Consider the following 17,055-nt stretch of genomic DNA (forward strand, 5'->3'; position numbering starts at 1 on the left):
ACTCGGGGTGGGAGAGTGGTATGCGTGCATCGGGTTTCGCGGCGCTGGTTGGCGCCTGTCTTGCAGCCGTGCCGGCACAGGCCGTCGTGGCGACCTATCAGACCAACTTCGTCGCCGATTTCACGGCCGTCGCCGGTGCCCCGGTGCCGTCTGCAACGGGGGCCTACAAGGTCACCTACAATAGCGACACGCGTGCGTTGACGCTGGTCGGCTTCGTACTGAACGTCGGTGCCAAGTCCTATGGTCTGGCGGACGTGATCGCGAGTGCGACGCCCAGCGACAGCTTCTATTACCCCTATGTCCTGCTCAGCGGCACGCTGAACGGTACGAGCGCGAGCGGGGGCACCTACGATTTCTCGATCGGCATCGACGGCCCGAACCGGACGCTGATGGACGTCGGCTATGCGACTCCGGACACGCGCGGCTTTTACGTCAGCCGCAGCTTCACGCTCAGCGCCTACAATCCGTCGGCGCTGCCTGTGCCGGGGGCGTCGGTTCCGGAGCCGGCCGGCTGGGCGCTCATGATCGCGGGCTTCGGCCTCACGGGTGCGGCGATGCGCCGGCGGCGAGCGCGGGTCGCTTTTGGCTGATCAGGCGGCGCGGGGTACGATCCGATCGAGCGCACCATTGAGCGCTCGCTTGGCTTCCAGCAGTTCGTAGCGATCCTGCAGGCCAAGAAAGAAGCCTTCGGACATGCGGAAATACCGCGCAAGCCGCAGATCAAGCTCTGCATCCATGGGCTTATGCCCTTCTAGCACGTCTGTTAGGCGCGCGGCGGGCAGATCGATATGTCGGCCGAGTTCGTCTGCGGCCATACCGATCGGCTCGAGGAATTCGATCCGCAGGATCTCACTGGCACTCGGATTCGGAAGCCAGTCAGCCGGATCGCTCGACCAGCTGCCCTCAGTGATAGTCGGTGATTTCGACATCGGCGCACGCTCCATCGCGCGGCGTGAACACGATCCGCCACTGGCGATTGATGCGTATAGCATATTGGCCTGCCCGATCGCCATGCAAGACGTGCAGATCGTTGCCGGGCGGCTCGCGCAATTGGGACCAGTCGGTCACACGATCCATGATGCGTAGCAATCTCAGGGCGCGTGGCTGGATGTCTGGCGGCAACTTGCGACTGCGGATGCCGGCAGCCACACGCGCTGTTTCCTTGTCGGCAAAATCCGCAATCATTGCTCGCTCCTCGCGGGAAGCATGAGCGACGTTTCCAATCCGTCATAGTGGGTTTGAGGGTCAGTTCGGCCGCCCCCTCTTGCCCGCCCGTGCGGCTTGCGCCTTGCCGTAGCGCGTCTGGCGCGTGCCCGGTTTGCCGAGCGTCGAATTGCCGCGCACGCCGGCTTTCTGCTCGGCGGGGGGCAGGCCGAGCTCGTCGGCTTCCAGGATGCGGATCTCGTCGCGCAGGCGTCCGGCTTCCTCGAATTCCAGATCGGCGGCGGCGGCGCGCATCTTGGACTCCAGCTCCTCGATATACGCGCGCAGATTGTGGCCGACCATGTGCGGTCGGTCCTCGACGCCCGTCTCGACCGTCACCTGATCGCGCGACGAGAGGTGGCTGACGATGTCGGTGATACTGCGTCGGATCGTCTCGGGGGTGATGCCATGTTCGGCATTGTAAGCCTGCTGCTTCTCGCGCCGACGCGACGTCTCGAGCATCGCGCGCTCCATCGATCCGGTGATGCGATCGGCATAGAGGATGACCTTGCCGTCGACGTTGCGCGCGGCGCGGCCGATCGTCTGGATCAGCGAGGTCTCCGAGCGGAGGAAGCCTTCCTTGTCCGCATCGAGGATCGCGACCAATCCGCATTCGGGAATGTCGAGGCCCTCGCGCAGCAGGTTGATGCCGACGAGCACGTCATAGACGCCAAGCCGCAGGTCGCGGATCAGCTCGATCCGCTCCAGCGTCTCGACGTCGCTATGCATGTAGCGGACCTTGAGGCCGGCCTCGTGCAGATATTCGGTCAGATCCTCGGCCATGCGCTTGGTCAGCGTGGTGACGAGGCTGCGATAGCCGGCCTTGGCGGTCAGCATCGCCTCGTGGACGAGATCGTCGACCTGGCTCTCGATCGGGCGGATCTCGACCGGCGGATCGATCAGCCCGGTCGGGCGGATGACCTGTTCGGCGAAGACGCCGCCGGTCTGCTCCATCTCCCACGTGCCGGGCGTCGCCGAGACGTAGACGGTCTGCGGGCGCATCGCCTCCCACTCGTTGAAGCGCAAGGGGCGGTTGTCGATCGCCGACGGCAGGCGGAAACCATATTCGGCGAGCGTGATCTTGCGGCGGTGATCGCCGCGCGACATGCCGTTGATCTGGCCGATCGTCTGGTGGCTCTCGTCGACGAACAGGAGCGCATTCTCGGGCAGATATTCGAAGAGCGTGGGCGGCGGCTCGCCGGGCAGGCGGCCGGTCAGGAAGCGGCTGTAATTCTCAATGCCGGCGCAACTGCCCGTCGCCGCGATCATCTCGAGATCGAAATTGGTCCGCTGCTCGATGCGCTGCGCCTCGATCAATTTGCCCTCGGCAATCAGCTCCTTGAGCCGCTCGGCCAGTTCGTGGCGGATCGCCTCGCCCGCCTGCTTCAGCGTCGGACCGGGGGTCACATAGTGGCTGTTGGCATAGACGCGGATTTCCTTAAGCGTCGCGCTCGTCTTGCCGGTCAAAGGGTCGAATTCGGTGATCTGGTCGATCTCGTCGCCGAAAAATTCGATCCGCCACGCGCTGTCGTCATAATGCGAGGGGAAGATTTCGAGATTGGCGCCGCGCACGCGGAAATTGCCGCGCTGGAAGCTCTGGTCGTTGCGCTTGTACTGAAGCGCGACCAGCTTGCGGATGATCTCGCGCTGATCGACCGTCTGGCCCTTCTTGAGATCGAAGATCATCGCCGAATAGGTCTCGACCGAGCCGATGCCGTAGAGGCACGAGACCGAGGCGACGATCAGCACATCGTCGCGCTCAAGCAACGATCGGGTCGCCGAATGGCGCATCCGATCGATCGCCTCGTTCACCGAGCTTTCCTTCTCGATGTAGGTGTCGGAGCGCGGCACATAGGCCTCGGGCTGGTAATAATCATAATAGCTGACGAAGAATTCGACCGCATTTTCGGGAAAGAAGCTGCGGAATTCGCCGTAGAGCTGCGCGGCGAGGATCTTGTTGGGCGCCAGGATCAGCGCCGGGCGCTGCAATTGCTCGATGACCTTGGCCATCGTGAAGGTCTTGCCGGAGCCCGTGACGCCGAGCAGCACCTGATCGCGCTCGCCCGCCTGCGCCTGCGCCGCGAGTTCGGCGATCGCGCTCGGCTGGTCGCCCGAAGGCTGATATTCGGAGACGAGCTTGAACGGCTTGCCGCCCTCGCTCTTCTCCGGCCGCGCCGGGCGGTGCGGAATGAAGCTCTGCCCGGTTTCGGGCTCGTCGAGGCTGGTACGGATCTGGATCGCCATAAACGGGATATGGTGTGCGGCGGGGGGCGCGGCAATCGGAAGCGAGCGCTTATCGGCCGGATATCGCGATGGCTTTATCCGTTGCGCACTCTCCCGCGTCGGCGATAATGCACGGGTAAGGGCAGCGGGGCAGCATGGCGATACTCGATCTTCACGAAACCGGTGGCTACCTCCATTTCGATCGCGAGCAATGCGTGCGCGAAGGCAAGGCGCGCGCCGAAGCCTATCGCGAAGCCGCACCCTTCCCGCATATCGTCATGGACGATTTCCTCGATGCGGACGTGCTGCGGCGGTTGCTCGCGGAATTTCCCGATCGCGAAGGGCGGGGATATTTCGATCGCGCGCAGGAGCGGCTGAAATATCAGTTCGATCCCAACACGGTCGCCAGCGGCCGCGTCCGCAACCTGCTGGCGGAGCTGAACGGCGAGCCTTTCCTCGCTTTCCTGAGCGAGATGACGGGGATCGAGCATCTGATCTCCGATCCCTATTTTGCAGGCGGCGGCCTGCATGAGACGCTCGCGGGCGGACATCTCAGCGTCCATGCCGATTTCAACGTGCATCACGGAATGAAGGTCGAACGCCGTCTGAACCTGCTCATCTACCTCAACGACGATTGGGGTCCCGATTATGGCGGCCAGCTGGAATTGTGGGACAAGAAGATGCGCAAGGCCGCGGTCTCGGTCGATCCCGTGATGGCGCGCGCCGTCGTCTTCAACACGACGCTGCAGAGCTTCCACGGCGTGCCGGAGCCGCTGACCTGCCCGCCGGATCGCTCGCGCCGGTCGATCGCGACCTATTATTACACCGCCTTTCCCAGCGACGCGACGGTCCCGACGCGCACGACCACGTTCCAGACCCGCCCCGGCACGGGCGACAAGGTCGACTGGCAGGTCCGCTATGGGCATTTCGTCGAGGATTGGGTGCCGAAGAAGATGCAGCGGCTCGCGCGTCGCCTCGTCCGCTAGCTTCGGGCTTGCGGGCGGGCGCCGGGGGATGGAAAAGCCCGGCGCCATGACGATCCCCGCTCTGCCCTTCGCCCTCGACGCCTATCTCGCGCGGATCGCGCTCAAGGAAGCGCCCGCCGCCGATGCCGATGGGCTGGCGACGCTCCAGCGCGCGCACCGGCTGGCGATCCCGTTCGAGAATCTGGATATCGCGCTCGGCCGCGGGATCGGCATCGATCCGGTGAGCGTGTTCGCCAAGCTCGTGAGCGCCAAGCGCGGCGGCTATTGCTTCGAGCATGGCCAGTTGTTCCTTGATGCGCTGGAGGCGCTCGGCTTCGCGGCGCGGCCCCTGCTCGCGCGGGTCTGGCTCGGGCGTCCGGAGGCGGTGCCGCCGCTGACGCACACGCTAGCGCTGGTGACGATCGATGGCGCGGAGTGGATCGCGGATGCGGGATTCGGCGGCAGCTATGCACCGCCGATGCCGCTGGCCGATGGCGAGGAAGCCGAATCGCCCGACGGCGCGCGCTTCCGTCTCGCGCGCGATCCCGAATTCGGCTGGATGCTCTCGCGCAACGGGCATGGCGGGATGACCGACGGGCGCAGCCCCGGCGAAGGCTGGCAGGATCAATATAGCTTCACGCTCGCGCCGGTCTTCCCCGCCGATCTCGCGCTCGGCAATTTCTGGGTGAGCGAGGCGCCGGAGAGCCGCTTTGTTCAAAATCGGATCGTCAGCGTGCCGCTGCCGCACGGCTTTGCGACGCTCAATGGGCGGGCTTATCGTCGCCACAGCAAGGATCAGTCGACCGAGGCCGAGATCGGCGATCCGCGCGTCTATCGGATGCGGCTGAGCATGATGTTCGGGATCGACCTGACGGCCGAGGAGGTCGCCGCGCTGGGATTGTTCGGAGGGGGCTGATGCTACAGGTCTATGGTCACCCGCTCTCCTCTTATTGCTGGAAGGTGTTCGTCGCGCTGCGCGAACTGGGCCTCGATTACGAATTGCAGCAACTGGACCCGGACCATCCCGAGATCGGCGCCGAATTCGCCCGCCGCTGGCCGATCGCGAAGATGCCTTTGCTCGTGGATGGCGATCTGCAATTCGCCGAAAGCAGCGTCATCGTCGAATATGCGGACCTGCTGGCGGGGGGCGGACGGCTGATCCCCGCCGATCCGGTGGCAGCGCTTCACGTCCGCTTCCTGGACCGCATGTTCGATCAGTATGTGATGGCGCCGATGCAGGCGTTCACCGTCGATTTCCTCCGGCCCGCCGGGGCGAAGGATCCTTATGGGATCGCGCAGGCGCGCGCGCTGCTCGACAAGGCCTATGCGTGGCTGGAGACGAACCTCCCGACCACGGGCTGGGCGGCGGGCGAGCGGCCGACGCTGGCCGACTGCGCCGCCGCGCCGTCGCTTTACTATGCGGACAAGGTCCATCCGCTGGCCGGACGCTTTCCCGCGCTCGAGACCTATCTGGCGCGGCTCATCGCCTGGCCGGCCTTTGCAGGGGTGGTCGCCGACGCGCAGCCTTACTGGCACATGTTCCCGTTTGCCGACGGCCCGCCGCCGGACTGACCGGGGCGCGCATTTCGCATTCAGCCGAAATTGGCTAAGCGGCAGCCCAAGTGCGCGCCGGAGACCTTAGATGACCGTTACCATCCGTCCCGAAGACCTGATCGAGAGCGTCGCCGACGCGCTCCAATATATCTCTTACTACCACCCGATGGATTATATCCGCGCGCTGGGCGTCGCCTATGAGGCCGAGCAGGGGCCGGCCGCGAAGGACGCGATCGCGCAGATCCTGACGAACAGCCGGATGTGTGCCGAGGGTCACCGCCCGATCTGCCAGGATACGGGCATCGTCACGGTCTTCATCAAATGGGGCCAGCACTGTCTGCTCGGTGGCGAGCAATCACTGCAGGACGTCGTCGATGAAGGCGTGCGCCGCGCCTATCTCCACCCCGAGAACCGGCTGCGCGCCTCGATCCTCAAGGATCCTGCCTTCGGCCGCATCAACACCAAGGACAATACGCCCTGCGTGCTGAACGTGGAGATGGTGCCGGGCCATCATGTCGAGGTGCAGCTCGCCGCCAAGGGCGGGGGCAGCGAGAACAAGTCCAAGTTCAAGATGATGAACCCGAGCGATTCGATCGTCGATTGGGTGCTGGAGATGATCCCGCAAATGGGCGCGGGCTGGTGCCCGCCGGGGATGCTCGGCATCGGCATCGGCGGCACCGCCGAGAAGGCGATGACGCTCGCCAAGGAATCGCTGATGGGCGACATCGACATGGCGCAGCTCAAGCAACGCGGGGCGCAGACCAAGATCGAGGAACTGCGCATCGAGATATTCGACAAGGTCAATGCGCTCGGCATCGGCGCGCAGGGCCTGGGGGGGCTGGCGACGATCCTCGATGTGAAGATCCTCGATTATCCGACGCATGCCGCGTCCAAGCCGATCGCGATGATCCCGAATTGCGCGGCGACGCGCCACGCGCATTTCCACCTCGACGGCTCGGGACCCGTCTTTCTGCCCGTGCCTGATCTCAACGACTGGCCGAAGGTGGAGTGGGCGCCGAGCAAGGAATCGATCCGCGTCGATCTCGATACGTTGACTCCGCAAGTCGTGCAGAGCTGGAAACCGGGCGATCGCCTGCTGCTCAATGGCAAGATGCTGACCGGCCGCGACGCCGCGCACAAGCGCATCCAGGAGATGCTGGCGGCGGGCGAGCCGCTGCCCGTCGAGTTCGCCGGCCGAGTCATCTATTATGTCGGCCCCGTCGATCCGGTCGGCGATGAGGTGGTCGGCCCGGCCGGCCCGACGACCGCGACGCGGATGGACAAGTTCACGAAGATGATGCTCGATCAGGGCCTGCTGGCGATGGTCGGCAAGGCCGAGCGCGGGCCGGCGGCGATCGAGGCGATCAGGGAGGCCAAATCGGCTTACCTGATGGCGGTCGGCGGTGCGGCCTATCTCGTCGCGCGCGCGATCAAGGCGGCCAAGGTCGTCGGCTTCGCCGATCTCGGCATGGAGGCGATCTACGAGTTCGAGGTGCAGGACATGCCGGTCACGGTCGCGGTCGATGCGACGGGCACCAGCGTCCACACTACCGGGCCGCTCGTGTGGCGCGAGAAGATCGCGCGCGAAAGGCTGCTGGAGACGGCCTGACGTGACGATGATCGCGATGCGCCCGGTCGGCCGGGTCGTCGGCGGGCGGGCGAGCCTGGACGATGACGGCTGGGATGCCGTCCAGGCGCGGATCGAACTGGCGCAGGATGTGCCGGACGATGCGCTGGCTGGCCTCGCCGACTTCAGCCATGTCGAAATCGTCTATCATTTCGATCGCGTCGCCGAGGCCGCGATCGTCACCGGCGCGCGCCATCCGCGCGGGCGGGCGGACTGGCCGAAGGTCGGCATCTTCGCGCAGCGCGGCAAGGCGCGACCCAACCGGATCGGGGTCACCGTCTGCCGATTGATCGCGGTGGAGCCGCGCGCGCTGATCGTCGCCGGGCTCGACGCGATCGAGGGGACGCCGGTGCTGGACATCAAGCCGGTCCTGTCGGGCTTCCTGCCGCGCGAACCGATCCATGAGCCCGAATGGGCGCGCGCGATCATGCGGGATTACTGGTAGGCGTGCCGACGATGATGGCGGCGCTGATTGCGCTGGCGCTGTCGGCCGCCGTGCCGCCGACGCCGCCCGCCGAGGCTTCCGTGGATGCGGCCGTGGCCGTCGTGCGTGATTATTATGCGGCGATCGAGGCGCGCGACTATCGCGCCGCCTATCGGCTCTGGCACGGGCGCTACAGCCTGGCGCAGGTGCGTGCCGGCTATGCCGATAACGTGCATGTCCGCGCGACGCCGATCCCGCCGTTTGAAGCGGATGCGGGCGCGGGCAGCGTCTATTGCGAGGTGAAGGTGCGCGTGGATGCGGTGCTGAGAAGCGGGCGCCGCCAGCATTTCGCCGGCAGCTTCACGCTGCGTCGGGTCAACGACGTCGACGGATCGACGGCAGATCAGCGGCGCTGGCACATCATCGGTGCGAAGCTGCGCCCGATATGAAAAGGCCCACCGTCCGCGCAGGACGATGGGCCCGTCATTCACGCCGTCAGACGCTTAGCGGCACTTGATCTGCGCCTGGTTCTGATCGACCGCCTTGCCGGCGAGCGCGCCGATCGCGGCGCCGAGCAGGGTACCTGCGGTGCGCGAGTGGCCGCCGTCGATGACGTTGCCGAGGATGCCGCCGGCGGCGCCGCCCGCGATCAGGCCGGTCGTGCCGTCCGAACGCTTGCAGTAATAACGGCCGTCATTGCCGGCATAGACGCGCTCGTCGGGGGCGAGGACGCGCTCCTGCTGACCCGGGCGATAGGTCGCGGCCGGATCGAAATTCTCGACGCGATCGTCATTGGCATAGCCGCCACCGCCATAAGCGCCGGTGGGCGGGGGCGCGCCGTAACCGCCGCGCGGGCCGCCACGCGCATTATAATAGAGGTCGCGCTCGGCATAATAACGCTCGGTCTCGGCCTGATAGCGGCGCTGGGCATCCGCCCATCGTGCCTCGACCTGGCCGCGCGACTGCGCGACGGCCGGCGCGGCGAGAGCCACCGGTGCGGTCGCCGCGATCATCGCCGCGAAAATCCACTGACGCATGTTCCTGTCTCCCTTGCGATCGGAGGCTCATCCGATGCTGATGTCGCTTTTGCCCGGCCGCGACTGAACGGTCGCTGAGCCGGACATTAGCCTGCCGTTCAGCGGCAGCGCACGTTGCCGCGATCGATCGATTGGCCGAGCAGCGCACCGCCGCCGACGCCGAGCAGGGTCGCGACCGTGCTGGAGCGGCCATTGGCGAGCGAATTGCCGAGCAGCCCGCCGAGCGCGCCGCCGACGATCAGGCCGGTCGTGCCGTCCGTGCGGCGGCAATAATAACGCCCGTTGCCGCCGCGATAGATGCGATCGTTGCGGCCGATGCGGCGCTCGCTGTAATTGCCGTCGCGATAGTAGCGCGCCGCGTCGTAGCCGCCATAGCGCTGGTCGGGGCGGTTCCAGTCATAGTTGCGATAGCTCTGCCAATCCTGGCCGCCGCGCCCGCGATCATTGCCGCGATCGTTACCGCGCGGGCCGCCGCGATCATCGCGTCGGCCATTCTGGCGATCGTCGCCGCGGCCGCGGCCATTGTCGCCGCGGTCGTCGCGATCGCCGCGCGAATAACCCTGCTGTGCCAGTGCCGGTGCGGCCGCGGGCAGGATCATCGCGGCCAGCGCCGTGCCCAGGATGAAGCTCTTCATTATCTGTTCCTCGTTATTATGAGGGTTGAACGGAGCGGCGGGGCCGCGGTTGCGTGAACCGCAAACTACGCGCCGTTCATCTTGCGGAACGGGGCCGGTCGGAGTCATGATCGCCGGCATGGCAAAGGATGACCGTGTCGATGCCGCGATCGCCAAAGCGGGCGATTTCGCGAAGCCGATCCTCGGCAGGCTGCGTGCCGCGCTGCACGAGGCAGAGCCGGGGCTGGTCGAAACGATCAAGTGGGGCCGCCCCTTCTTCGAGCTGGACGGGCGACCGTTCGCGTTCATGGCCGCGTTCAAGGCGCATTGCGGCTTCGGCTTCTGGCAGGGCGCCGAGACGGGCCGGGAAGAGGAGGGCGCCGGCCAATATGGCAGGATCGCCTCGCTCGCCGATCTGCCGCCCGATGCGGAGCTTGTCGCGCTGATCCGGGCGCGCGCGGCCGAGGCGCGCCTCGAGCGCCCGTCCCGTCCGCGGCGCATCGCCAAGGGCGAAGCGGCGCTGCCCGACGATCTCGCCTCCGCGCTGGCGGCCGATCCCCAAGCCGCGGCGCATTTCGCCGGCTTCGCGCCCGGCCAGCGGCGCGATTATATCGATTGGGTGACCGAGGCGAAGCGGCCCGAGACGCGCGCAAGGCGGATCGGCGAGACCGTCGCGCAGGTCGCGCAGGGGCTCCGGCGCAACGAGAAATATCGCTCGTGCTGAGGCGGCAGGTCGCTGCTCAGCGCGTCCGCGCGTAGCGGCCGGGCGCGTCCTCGATTGCAGGCAGCGCGCCGCCGCCGGGAATGCGCGCGCCTTCGGCCGGTACCTTGGCGGCATCGTGCGCGGAAAGCCATTTCAGCCAGTCCGGCCACCAGCTGCCCTTATGCTCGGTCGCGCCGGCGACGAAGTCGTCGAGCGTGTCGACCTTCGCCTCGTTGGTCCAATATTGATATTTGTTGGCGGACGGGTGGTTGACGACGCCCGCGATATGCCCCGATCCGGCGAGCACGAAGCGCATCGGCCCGCCGAAATGATGGAGCATCTTCCACACGCTCTTGGCCGGCGCGATATGATCCTCGCGGCCCGCCTGGATATAAGCGGGCGTCTTCACGATCGTCAGATCGATCGGAGTGCCCGCGACCGAAAGCGCGCCGGGCTTCACCAGCAGATTGTCGCGATAGAGCTCGGTCAGGTAGCGCAGCTGCCAGCCGGCGGGGAGATTGGTGACGTCGCCATTCCAGTGGAGCAGATCGAAGCTCTTATAGTCTTCGGCCAGCAGGTAATTGTTGACGACATAGTTCCAGATCAGGTCGCGGCTGCGCAACAGATTGAAGGTCATCGCCATGTAGCGGCCGTCGAACACGCCGTCCTTGGCCATCGTGCCCATCAGCTTGAGCTGCGCATCGTCGACGAATAGCGAGAGATCGCCGGATTCGGTGAAGTCGACCTGCGCGGTGAAGAAGGTCGCGCTGGCAATCTTGGCCTCGTTGCCCGTCGCATGCGCCCAGGCGAGCATCATCGACAGCGCCGTGCCCGCGACGCAATAGCCGACGACATGCGTCTTGGGCACGTCGAGCAGGCGGGTGACGACCTCGATCGCCTCCCATTCCCCGTTCAGGACATAATCGTCCATCAGGACATGGGCGATGCTGGCGTCGGCCGATTTCCACGAGACGATGAAGACGGTGAGGCCTTGATCGACCGCCCACTGGACCAGGCTCTTCTCGGGCGAAAGATCGAGGATGTAGAAGCGGTTGAACCAGGGCGGGAAGATGATGAGCGGGATTTCGGAGACCTGCTCGGTGGTCGGGCTATACTGGATCAGCTGGAAGAGCGGCGCTTCGTAGACGACCTTGCCGGGCGTCATCGCGATGTTGCGGCCGAGCTCGAACGCATCCTTGCCGACATGGCGGAGCTGCCCGCTGGACGCATCCTCGATCATCCGCTGGAGCCCGGTGATCAGGTTCTGGCCGCGCGTTTCGACGATCTTCGCCACGACCTGAGGATTGGTGAAGGCGAAATTGCTGGGGCTCATCGCCTCCACGAAATTGCGCGCGCCGAAGCGCAATTGCTCAGCCTGGTGCGGGCTCAGCCCCGGCGCCTGATCGATGATCGAGAGGAACTGGTCGGCGGCGACGGCATAGGTCTGGCGGATCAGGTCGAAGAGCGGCTCCTGCCAGTCCGGCGCGGCGAAGCGGCGATCGGGGGCGGCGCCTTCGGTCTCGGGCAGCATCGATCGCCAGAAGCCGAGCGTCTCGGCCCACATCGCGGCCGGCGCGGCGGCCATGCCCGCCGGATCCATGACCGGCATCTGCCCCATCTGCGCCATGAAATCATCGCCGGCCTTCAGCGCGGCGCTCGCGCCATGCTCCATCAGAAGCTGCTGCGCCTTGCCGATCACGCCCGTCCAGTGCGCCATTTCCGCGAGCAGAGCGCCGCCGTCGTGCGGCTCGTTCCCGGGCTTCGCCATCAAATCTCTCCACCGGGCCTTCGGACTGCCAATTGGCCTGCAAACCCCGTATAGCGCAAGCGCCTGGGACACGGCGAGCGATCCGCGCGCGCCTTTTCAAGGCCTTCAACCCGAGGACGAGATGACCGAAGACTTCTACCGCATCCGCCGTTTGCCGCCCTATATCATCGCCGAAGTCAACGCGATGCGGGCCGCGGCGCGCGCGGGCGGAGAGGACATCATCGATCTCGGCATGGGCAATCCGGATCTGCCGCCGCCCGCGCACGTCATCGCCAAGCTGGTCGAGGTCGCGCAGAAGCCGGACGCGCACGGCTACTCCGCCTCGAAGGGGATTCCCGGCCTCCGCAAGGCGCAGGCCGGCTATTATGCGCGTCGTTTCGGCGTCGATGTCGATCCCGAGACCGAGGTGGTCGTGACGATGGGATCGAAGGAGGGGCTCGCCAGCCTCGCCACCGCGATCACCGCGCCGGGCGACGTCGTGATGGCGCCCAACCCGTCTTACCCGATCCACACGTTCGGCTTCATCATCGCCGGCGCGACGATCCGCGCCGTGCCGACGACGCCCGACGAACATTATTTCGAGAGCCTCGAGCGGGCGATGAACTTCACCGTGCCGCGGCCCTCGATCCTCGTCGTCAACTATCCCTCGAACCCGACGGCGGAGACGGTCGACCTCGCCTTCTACGAGCGGCTGGTGGCGTGGGCGCGCGAGAACAAGGTCTGGATCATCTCCGATCTCGCCTATTCCGAGCTTTATTATGACGGCAAGCCGACCGTCTCGATCCTGCAGGTGAAGGGCGCCAAGGACGTCGCGATCGAATTCACGTCGCTCTCCAAGACCTTCTCGATGGCGGGCTGGCGGATCGGCTTCGCGGTCGGCAACACGCAGCTCATCGCGGCGATGACGCGCGTGAAATCCTATCTCGATTATGGCGCCTTCACGCCGATCCAGGCGGCCGCCTGCGCCGCGCTGAACGGGCCGCAGGACATCGTCGCGCAGAATCGCGAACTCTATCACAAGCGCCGCGACGTGCTGGTCGAAAGCTTCGGCCGGGCGGGCTGGGACATTCCGAGCCCGGCCGCGTCGATGTTCGCCTGGGCGCCGCTGCCGCCGGCGCTCGCGCATCTGGGCAGTCTCGAATTCTCCAAGCAGATGCTGACGCATGCCAAGGTCGCGGTCGCGCCCGGCGTCGGTTACGGCGAGAATGGCGAAGGCTATGTCCGCATCGCGCTCGTCGAGAATGAGCAGAGGCTGCGCCAGGCGGCGCGCAACGTGAAGAAATATCTCCAGTCGATGGGGGTCAATACGGGGCGGCGCGTGGGCTGAGTCCCGGCTCCTCCCTTGCGGGGGAGGAGCTGTCTCCCCCGCGGAGCCTGCGAGACTGCCGCCGATTTGAGAGGATTGCCGCCGATGGCCCTGCCCGTCGATTTCGACGACATCTTCCACATCACCGGGCTTCCGGGGCTGACACGCGACATCCAGTTCGCGCTCGCGCCGGTCTTCCTGCTCAACGGCATCGGCCTGATCCTCAACATGCTGACCGGGCGCTTGAGCCGCATCGTCGATCGCGCGCGCGACATCGAGGAGGTGTTCACCCCGCGCGATCATCCCCGCCACGCCCAGCAGGTCGCCGAGCTGCGCATCCTCGATCGCCGCATGACGATCGTGAACAATTCGATCTTCCTGGCGACGGCGAGCGCGGTGGTGCTGTGCAGCCTCGTCGCGGGCATCTTCATCGCCCGGCTGGTCGGCGTAGGCTTCGCGCGAACCTTGTCGCTGCTGTTCGCGATCTCGCTGCTGCTGCTGATCGCGAGCCTGATGCTGTTCCTGATCGAGGTCCGCATCGCCGTCGCCGCGATCCGCGTGCGGGACGAACTGCTGGAGCGAAGCTGACCTCATCTTCCTCATCGAAGATGGGGAGGACGAAGAAGCCTCAAAGAAAAAAGGACCGCCGGGTTGCCCCGACGGCCCTTCTTACATGGTCAGCGGCCGGATAATCGGCCCGGGAGACCCCCGGCGCTACGCTGAAGCATCCTGATTCATTCCATCGCGCGCGATGCGACGATGGCCGTGTTCAGGGCTTCAGGAGCGCGTCTCCCGAACGGACTGAACCGACCCCCAAGCTGAACCATGAGACATCGGATCACCTCCTTTCGCTACGTTGAAGAGCAAGGCGAATGTGAGTCAGATCGAGCCCCATCGCAAGCCCTTGATTCACAATTTTTTCGCGTCAGGATAGCGCGCTTCCGCCGGGAAGCCGCGCGTCAGGCGCCGCTGCGGCAATCCTCGATCACGCGCGCCGGCTCGGCCCAGGCGGGCACCATCAGCAAGGGCTGCCCCGGCACCGCATAGGAGACGCGGCCGCGGCTGAAGGCGATGCGATCGAGGAAGGGATCGGCGGCGGCGAGACTGGCCTCGCTCTGACCGGCGGCGCCGGCGACGAGCGGAAGATCGCGCCCCGCATAAGAGGTGGTGATCGTCAGCGCGCCGGTCGCGGTGCCGGCCAGCACCATGTGTATCCGCCGCGCGGCACGATCGCAGCGGATCACGAGCGCGGGCTTGTCCGGGCTGCCGAAGCGCGCGGCCGAACCGCTCGCCTCGGCCGCGTAGCTCCAGCGTCCGGCAGAAAGCGGCAGATCGCGCCAGTCGGTGTCGGTCGCCACCGGTGCAGCTGGGGCGGGCGGGGCCGGCGTCGGCGCTGCGGTGGCCACGCGGGGTGGCGCGGTCGCACAGCCGGCGAGAACCGACAGCAAGGCCATCGACGATAGGACGGGGAAAATTCTGGTCACGCGGACGGTCAATGGCCGATTGTGCGCCGGGACGGAAGCCATGGTGGGAACGCGGGAGGGGGGTGGGGGGTTTTCACACTCGAACCCGGCACGACGCCGGACACATAGGAGTTTCATCATGGGCGAGATCACGGACAAGATCACGGGCGCAGCCAATGAAGCCATCGGCAAGGTCAAGCGCGCGATCGGCGAGCATACCGACCGCCCCGACATCACCGCCGAGGGCGATGCGCAGGAAGCTAAGGGCGATCTGCAGAGCGCCAAGGGCGACGTGAAGGGCGTGATCAACAAGATCTGATCCCTCCCGGAACGACAGCAAACGCGTCGGCCTGCGGCCGGCGCGTTTTCTTTTTGTTCCTAGCCGATGATCGAGATCAATTGCATCGCGAAGCCATTCCTCTATTTTGCCGGGCGTGGGGGATGGTTGGTTGAATGCTTGGACGGTTCCGGCGCTTGTCGCACTCGGCAGCTATCTGCTCGGATCGATTCCGTTCGGCCTGATCCTGGCGCATTTCGGCGGCGCGGGTGATCTCCGCGCGATCGGCTCCGGCAATATCGGCGCGACCAACGTGCTGCGGACCGGGCGCAAGGGCCTCGCCGCCGCGACATTGGCGCTCGATGCCGCCAAGGGCGCTGTCGCGGTGCTGATCGCCGAACGGGTCCTGCCCGGGCTGGGGCCGCTCGCCGGCGTCTTCGCCTTCTACGGCCACCTCTTCCCCGTCTGGCTGCGCTTTCGCGGCGGCAAGGGGATCGCCACCTATCTCGGCATCGCGCTGGCTTTGTTCTGGCCGTGCGGCCTGACCTTCGCGATCGTCTGGCTGGCGGCCTCGCTGCTGACGCGCCATTCGTCGATCGGCGGAATCGGCGCAGCCCTGCTGACGCCCGTCTGCGCGGCCTATTTCTTCGAATCTGCGCTGACGCTCATGTTCCTGGCATTCGGGCTGACCGTGCTGTGGACGCACCGCGCCAATATCGTCCGCCTCTTTGCTGGGACCGAGCCGCGCATTGGCGACCGCTGAGGCGATCGATCCGGCGGCTCTGGACGCCGACGCGCTCGACCGGCTGAGGCTCATCCGCACGCCGTCGATCGGCCCGATCACCTTTCGCCAGTTGCTGGGACGGTTCGGATCGGCGCGCGCGGCGATCGAGGCGCTGCCCGATCTCGCGCGGCGCGGCGGCGGACGCGCGCCTGCCATGCCCGCCGCCGGCGAGATCGCGCGCGAGGCGGAGAAGGTGCGGGCGATCGGTGGAGCCTATCTGCTGCTCGGCCGGCCGGGCTACCCCGATCTGCTCGCCGAACTGGAGGATGCGCCTCCCGCTCTGATCGTGATCGGCGATGCCGCGCTCGCGGCCAGACCGGCGGTGGCGATGGTCGGCGCGCGCAACGCGTCGGCGGCGGCGATCCGCTTCGCCCGCGCGCTGGCGCATGATCTGGTGGCCGGGGGCGAAATCGTCGTCTCGGGGCTGGCGCGCGGGATCGATACCGCCGCGCATGTCGGCGCGCTCGACGGCGGCACGATCGCGGTCGTCGCGGGCGGCGCGGACATCTTCTACCCGCCCGAGAATGAGCGATTGCAGCGCGCGATCGGCGAGCGCGGGCTGCTCGTCGCCGAACAGCCGCCGGGCACCGAACCGCGCGCGCGCCATTTCCCCTATCGCAACCGGATCATCGCCGGGCTCGCGCGCGGCACGGTCGTCGTCGAGGCGGCGCCCAGATCGGGATCGCTGATCACCGCGCGGCTCGCTGCGGAGGCGGGGCGCGAGGTGATGGCGGTGCCCGGCTCGCCGCTCGATCCGCGCGCGCAGGGCTGCAATCTGCTGATCCGCGAGGGCGCGACGCTCGTCCAGAGCGCGGCCGACATCATCGAGGCGCTCCAGCCGCTCGGCGGTCCTGGTGCGGCGCCCGTCCGCCTTCTCCGCGAGGAGCCGATGCCGGTCGACGTCGAGGATCGCGAACGGCGGGCCATCGGCGATCTGCTCGGCCCGGTCCCCGTCGGCGTCGACGAGATCGTGCGGCTCTCCGGGCTGGCGCCCGCTCTCGTGCAGACGGTGCTGCTGGAGTTCGAACTCGCGGGACGGCTGGAGCGCCATGCGGGCGGCCGGGTCAGCCTTTGCGGTTGAGTGCGCGCGGCTCCGCCGCCACAGTG

The 17,055-nt window shown here is 66.6% G+C and carries 20 protein-coding genes; 13 read left to right on the top strand and 7 right to left on the bottom strand.

The features are described from left to right. Window positions 1–20 precede the first annotated feature (20 nt). Window positions 21–590 carry a PEPxxWA-CTERM sorting domain-containing protein gene (locus Q4F19_RS20900; protein ID WP_303546723.1) on the top strand — a complete coding sequence of 190 codons (570 nt, stop codon included), beginning with the start codon at window positions 21–23 and terminating at the stop codon, window positions 588–590. On the opposite strand, the gene Q4F19_RS20905 is transcribed toward Q4F19_RS20900, so the two are convergent. Genes Q4F19_RS20905 through uvrB form a run of 3 tightly spaced genes read right to left on the bottom strand, consistent with a single transcriptional unit; the run spans window position 591 to window position 3,447 of the window. Then, on the bottom strand, window positions 591–944 hold the full coding sequence (locus Q4F19_RS20905) for a HigA family addiction module antitoxin (protein WP_303546725.1): 354 nt from the start codon (window positions 942–944) through the stop codon (window positions 591–593). Beyond that, entirely contained in the window at window positions 904–1,185 is a 282-nt protein-coding gene (locus Q4F19_RS20910) for a type II toxin-antitoxin system RelE/ParE family toxin (RefSeq protein ID WP_303546727.1), read from the bottom strand. The genes Q4F19_RS20905 and Q4F19_RS20910 overlap by 41 nt, the downstream gene beginning before the upstream one ends. Window positions 1,186–1,245: 60 nt before the next feature. Then, window positions 1,246–3,447, bottom strand: coding sequence for an excinuclease ABC subunit UvrB (uvrB, locus tag Q4F19_RS20915; RefSeq protein WP_303546729.1), 2,202 nt, complete (start codon window positions 3,445–3,447; stop codon window positions 1,246–1,248). Window positions 3,448–3,581: 134 nt separating this feature from the next. On the opposite strand from uvrB, the gene Q4F19_RS20920 reads away from it, so the two are divergent. The 6 genes from Q4F19_RS20920 (at window position 3,582) to Q4F19_RS20945 (ending at window position 8,445) form a co-directional block, all read left to right on the top strand. Then, complete coding sequence (locus Q4F19_RS20920) at window positions 3,582–4,412, top strand: 2OG-Fe(II) oxygenase (RefSeq protein WP_303546731.1); 831 nt, start codon at window positions 3,582–3,584, stop codon at window positions 4,410–4,412. Between the two features lie 28 nt (window positions 4,413–4,440). Further along, window positions 4,441–5,307, top strand: a complete 867-nt coding sequence (locus Q4F19_RS20925; RefSeq protein ID WP_303546733.1) for an arylamine N-acetyltransferase family protein — start codon at window positions 4,441–4,443, stop codon at window positions 5,305–5,307. After that, window positions 5,307–5,963, top strand: coding sequence for a glutathione S-transferase family protein (locus tag Q4F19_RS20930; protein WP_303546734.1), 657 nt, complete (start codon window positions 5,307–5,309; stop codon window positions 5,961–5,963). The genes Q4F19_RS20925 and Q4F19_RS20930 overlap by 1 nt, the downstream gene beginning before the upstream one ends. Window positions 5,964–6,033: 70 nt before the next feature. After that, window positions 6,034–7,554, top strand: a complete 1,521-nt coding sequence (locus tag Q4F19_RS20935; RefSeq protein ID WP_303546736.1) for a fumarate hydratase — start codon at window positions 6,034–6,036, stop codon at window positions 7,552–7,554. Window positions 7,555–7,561: 7 nt separating this feature from the next. Further along, window positions 7,562–8,017, top strand: coding sequence for an SAM-dependent methyltransferase (locus Q4F19_RS20940; RefSeq protein WP_303546788.1), 456 nt, complete (start codon window positions 7,562–7,564; stop codon window positions 8,015–8,017). Beyond that, window positions 7,984–8,445, top strand: a complete 462-nt coding sequence (locus Q4F19_RS20945; RefSeq protein WP_303546738.1) for a hypothetical protein — start codon at window positions 7,984–7,986, stop codon at window positions 8,443–8,445. The genes Q4F19_RS20940 and Q4F19_RS20945 overlap by 34 nt, the downstream gene beginning before the upstream one ends. A 54-nt stretch (window positions 8,446–8,499) precedes the next feature. On the opposite strand, the gene Q4F19_RS20950 is transcribed toward Q4F19_RS20945, so the two are convergent. Together Q4F19_RS20950 and Q4F19_RS20955 are read right to left on the bottom strand one after the other, a co-directional pair. Next, window positions 8,500–9,033: a glycine zipper 2TM domain-containing protein gene (locus Q4F19_RS20950; protein WP_303546740.1), complete on the bottom strand. Its 534-nt coding sequence runs from the start codon at window positions 9,031–9,033 to the stop codon at window positions 8,500–8,502. Window positions 9,034–9,131: 98 nt separating this feature from the next. After that, window positions 9,132–9,668 carry a glycine zipper 2TM domain-containing protein gene (locus Q4F19_RS20955; RefSeq protein ID WP_303546741.1) on the bottom strand — a complete coding sequence of 179 codons (537 nt, stop codon included), beginning with the start codon at window positions 9,666–9,668 and terminating at the stop codon, window positions 9,132–9,134. 118 nt (window positions 9,669–9,786) lie between these two features. Here Q4F19_RS20955 and Q4F19_RS20960 point away from each other — a divergent pair, with 118 nt between their 5' ends. Then, a complete protein-coding gene (locus tag Q4F19_RS20960; protein ID WP_303546743.1) occupies window positions 9,787–10,371 on the top strand; it encodes a YdeI/OmpD-associated family protein in 585 nt (194 codons plus the stop codon). 16 nt (window positions 10,372–10,387) lie between these two features. Here the strand turns inward: Q4F19_RS20960 and Q4F19_RS20965 are convergent, their stop codons facing one another. Further along, window positions 10,388–12,118, bottom strand: a complete 1,731-nt coding sequence (locus Q4F19_RS20965) for a PHA/PHB synthase family protein (RefSeq protein WP_303546745.1) — start codon at window positions 12,116–12,118, stop codon at window positions 10,388–10,390. 121 nt (window positions 12,119–12,239) lie between these two features. Between Q4F19_RS20965 and Q4F19_RS20970 the strand changes: the two genes are divergently transcribed. Both Q4F19_RS20970 and Q4F19_RS20975 read left to right on the top strand, forming a co-directional pair. Further along, complete coding sequence (locus Q4F19_RS20970; RefSeq protein ID WP_303546747.1) at window positions 12,240–13,445, top strand: LL-diaminopimelate aminotransferase; 1,206 nt, start codon at window positions 12,240–12,242, stop codon at window positions 13,443–13,445. A gap of 84 nt (window positions 13,446–13,529) precedes the next feature. Continuing rightward, a complete protein-coding gene (locus tag Q4F19_RS20975) occupies window positions 13,530–14,012 on the top strand; it encodes a DUF2721 domain-containing protein (protein ID WP_303546748.1) in 483 nt (160 codons plus the stop codon). 371 nt (window positions 14,013–14,383) lie between these two features. Here Q4F19_RS20975 and Q4F19_RS20980 read toward each other — a convergent pair whose 3' ends face one another. Then, window positions 14,384–14,908: a hypothetical protein gene (locus tag Q4F19_RS20980; protein ID WP_303546750.1), complete on the bottom strand. Its 525-nt coding sequence runs from the start codon at window positions 14,906–14,908 to the stop codon at window positions 14,384–14,386. Between the two features lie 118 nt (window positions 14,909–15,026). On the opposite strand from Q4F19_RS20980, the gene Q4F19_RS20985 reads away from it, so the two are divergent. The 3 genes from Q4F19_RS20985 (at window position 15,027) to dprA (ending at window position 17,029) form a co-directional block, all read left to right on the top strand. After that, window positions 15,027–15,206, top strand: coding sequence for a CsbD family protein (locus Q4F19_RS20985; protein ID WP_303546752.1), 180 nt, complete (start codon window positions 15,027–15,029; stop codon window positions 15,204–15,206). 130 nt (window positions 15,207–15,336) lie between these two features. Continuing rightward, window positions 15,337–15,927 (top strand): glycerol-3-phosphate 1-O-acyltransferase PlsY, encoded by a 591-nt coding sequence (gene plsY, locus Q4F19_RS20990; protein WP_303546754.1) that lies wholly within the window; start codon window positions 15,337–15,339, stop codon window positions 15,925–15,927. Next, on the top strand, window positions 15,914–17,029 hold the full coding sequence (gene dprA / locus Q4F19_RS20995) for a DNA-processing protein DprA (protein ID WP_303546756.1): 1,116 nt from the start codon (window positions 15,914–15,916) through the stop codon (window positions 17,027–17,029). Before plsY ends, dprA begins: the two co-directional genes overlap by 14 nt. The last annotated feature ends 26 nt before the right edge of the window (window positions 17,030–17,055 follow it).

Origin of the sequence: Sphingomonas natans (assembly GCF_030546695.1) — a bacterium.
Taxonomy (GTDB): Bacteria; Pseudomonadota; Alphaproteobacteria; order Sphingomonadales; family Sphingomonadaceae; genus Sphingomonas_I; species Sphingomonas_I natans.

Excerpts from the sequence above, each read along its gene's own strand:
- Q4F19_RS20920 (WP_303546731.1), top strand. The coding sequence starts at position 3,582 with ATGGCGATACTCGATCTTCACGAAACCGGTGGCTACCTCCATTTCGAT.
- Q4F19_RS20925 (WP_303546733.1), top strand. The coding sequence starts at position 4,441 with ATGGAAAAGCCCGGCGCCATGACGATCCCCGCTCTGCCCTTCGCCCTC.
- Q4F19_RS20970 (WP_303546747.1), top strand. The coding sequence starts at position 12,240 with ATGACCGAAGACTTCTACCGCATCCGCCGTTTGCCGCCCTATATCATC.
- Q4F19_RS20965 (WP_303546745.1), bottom strand. The coding sequence starts at position 12,118 with ATGGCGAAGCCCGGGAACGAGCCGCACGACGGCGGCGCTCTGCTCGCG.
- Q4F19_RS20930 (WP_303546734.1), top strand. The coding sequence starts at position 5,307 with ATGCTACAGGTCTATGGTCACCCGCTCTCCTCTTATTGCTGGAAGGTG.
- Q4F19_RS20935 (WP_303546736.1), top strand. The coding sequence starts at position 6,034 with ATGACCGTTACCATCCGTCCCGAAGACCTGATCGAGAGCGTCGCCGAC.
- Q4F19_RS20985 (WP_303546752.1), top strand. The coding sequence starts at position 15,027 with ATGGGCGAGATCACGGACAAGATCACGGGCGCAGCCAATGAAGCCATC.
- Q4F19_RS20950 (WP_303546740.1), bottom strand. The coding sequence starts at position 9,033 with ATGCGTCAGTGGATTTTCGCGGCGATGATCGCGGCGACCGCACCGGTG.
- Q4F19_RS20945 (WP_303546738.1), top strand. The coding sequence starts at position 7,984 with ATGGGCGCGCGCGATCATGCGGGATTACTGGTAGGCGTGCCGACGATG.
- Q4F19_RS20955 (WP_303546741.1), bottom strand. The coding sequence starts at position 9,668 with ATGAAGAGCTTCATCCTGGGCACGGCGCTGGCCGCGATGATCCTGCCC.
- Q4F19_RS20960 (WP_303546743.1), top strand. The coding sequence starts at position 9,787 with ATGGCAAAGGATGACCGTGTCGATGCCGCGATCGCCAAAGCGGGCGAT.
- Q4F19_RS20975 (WP_303546748.1), top strand. The coding sequence starts at position 13,530 with ATGGCCCTGCCCGTCGATTTCGACGACATCTTCCACATCACCGGGCTT.
- Q4F19_RS20940 (WP_303546788.1), top strand. The coding sequence starts at position 7,562 with ATGATCGCGATGCGCCCGGTCGGCCGGGTCGTCGGCGGGCGGGCGAGC.
- Q4F19_RS20905 (WP_303546725.1), bottom strand. The coding sequence starts at position 944 with ATGGAGCGTGCGCCGATGTCGAAATCACCGACTATCACTGAGGGCAGC.
- Q4F19_RS20900 (WP_303546723.1), top strand. The coding sequence starts at position 21 with ATGCGTGCATCGGGTTTCGCGGCGCTGGTTGGCGCCTGTCTTGCAGCC.
- Q4F19_RS20910 (WP_303546727.1), bottom strand. The coding sequence starts at position 1,185 with ATGATTGCGGATTTTGCCGACAAGGAAACAGCGCGTGTGGCTGCCGGC.
- uvrB (WP_303546729.1), bottom strand. The coding sequence starts at position 3,447 with ATGGCGATCCAGATCCGTACCAGCCTCGACGAGCCCGAAACCGGGCAG.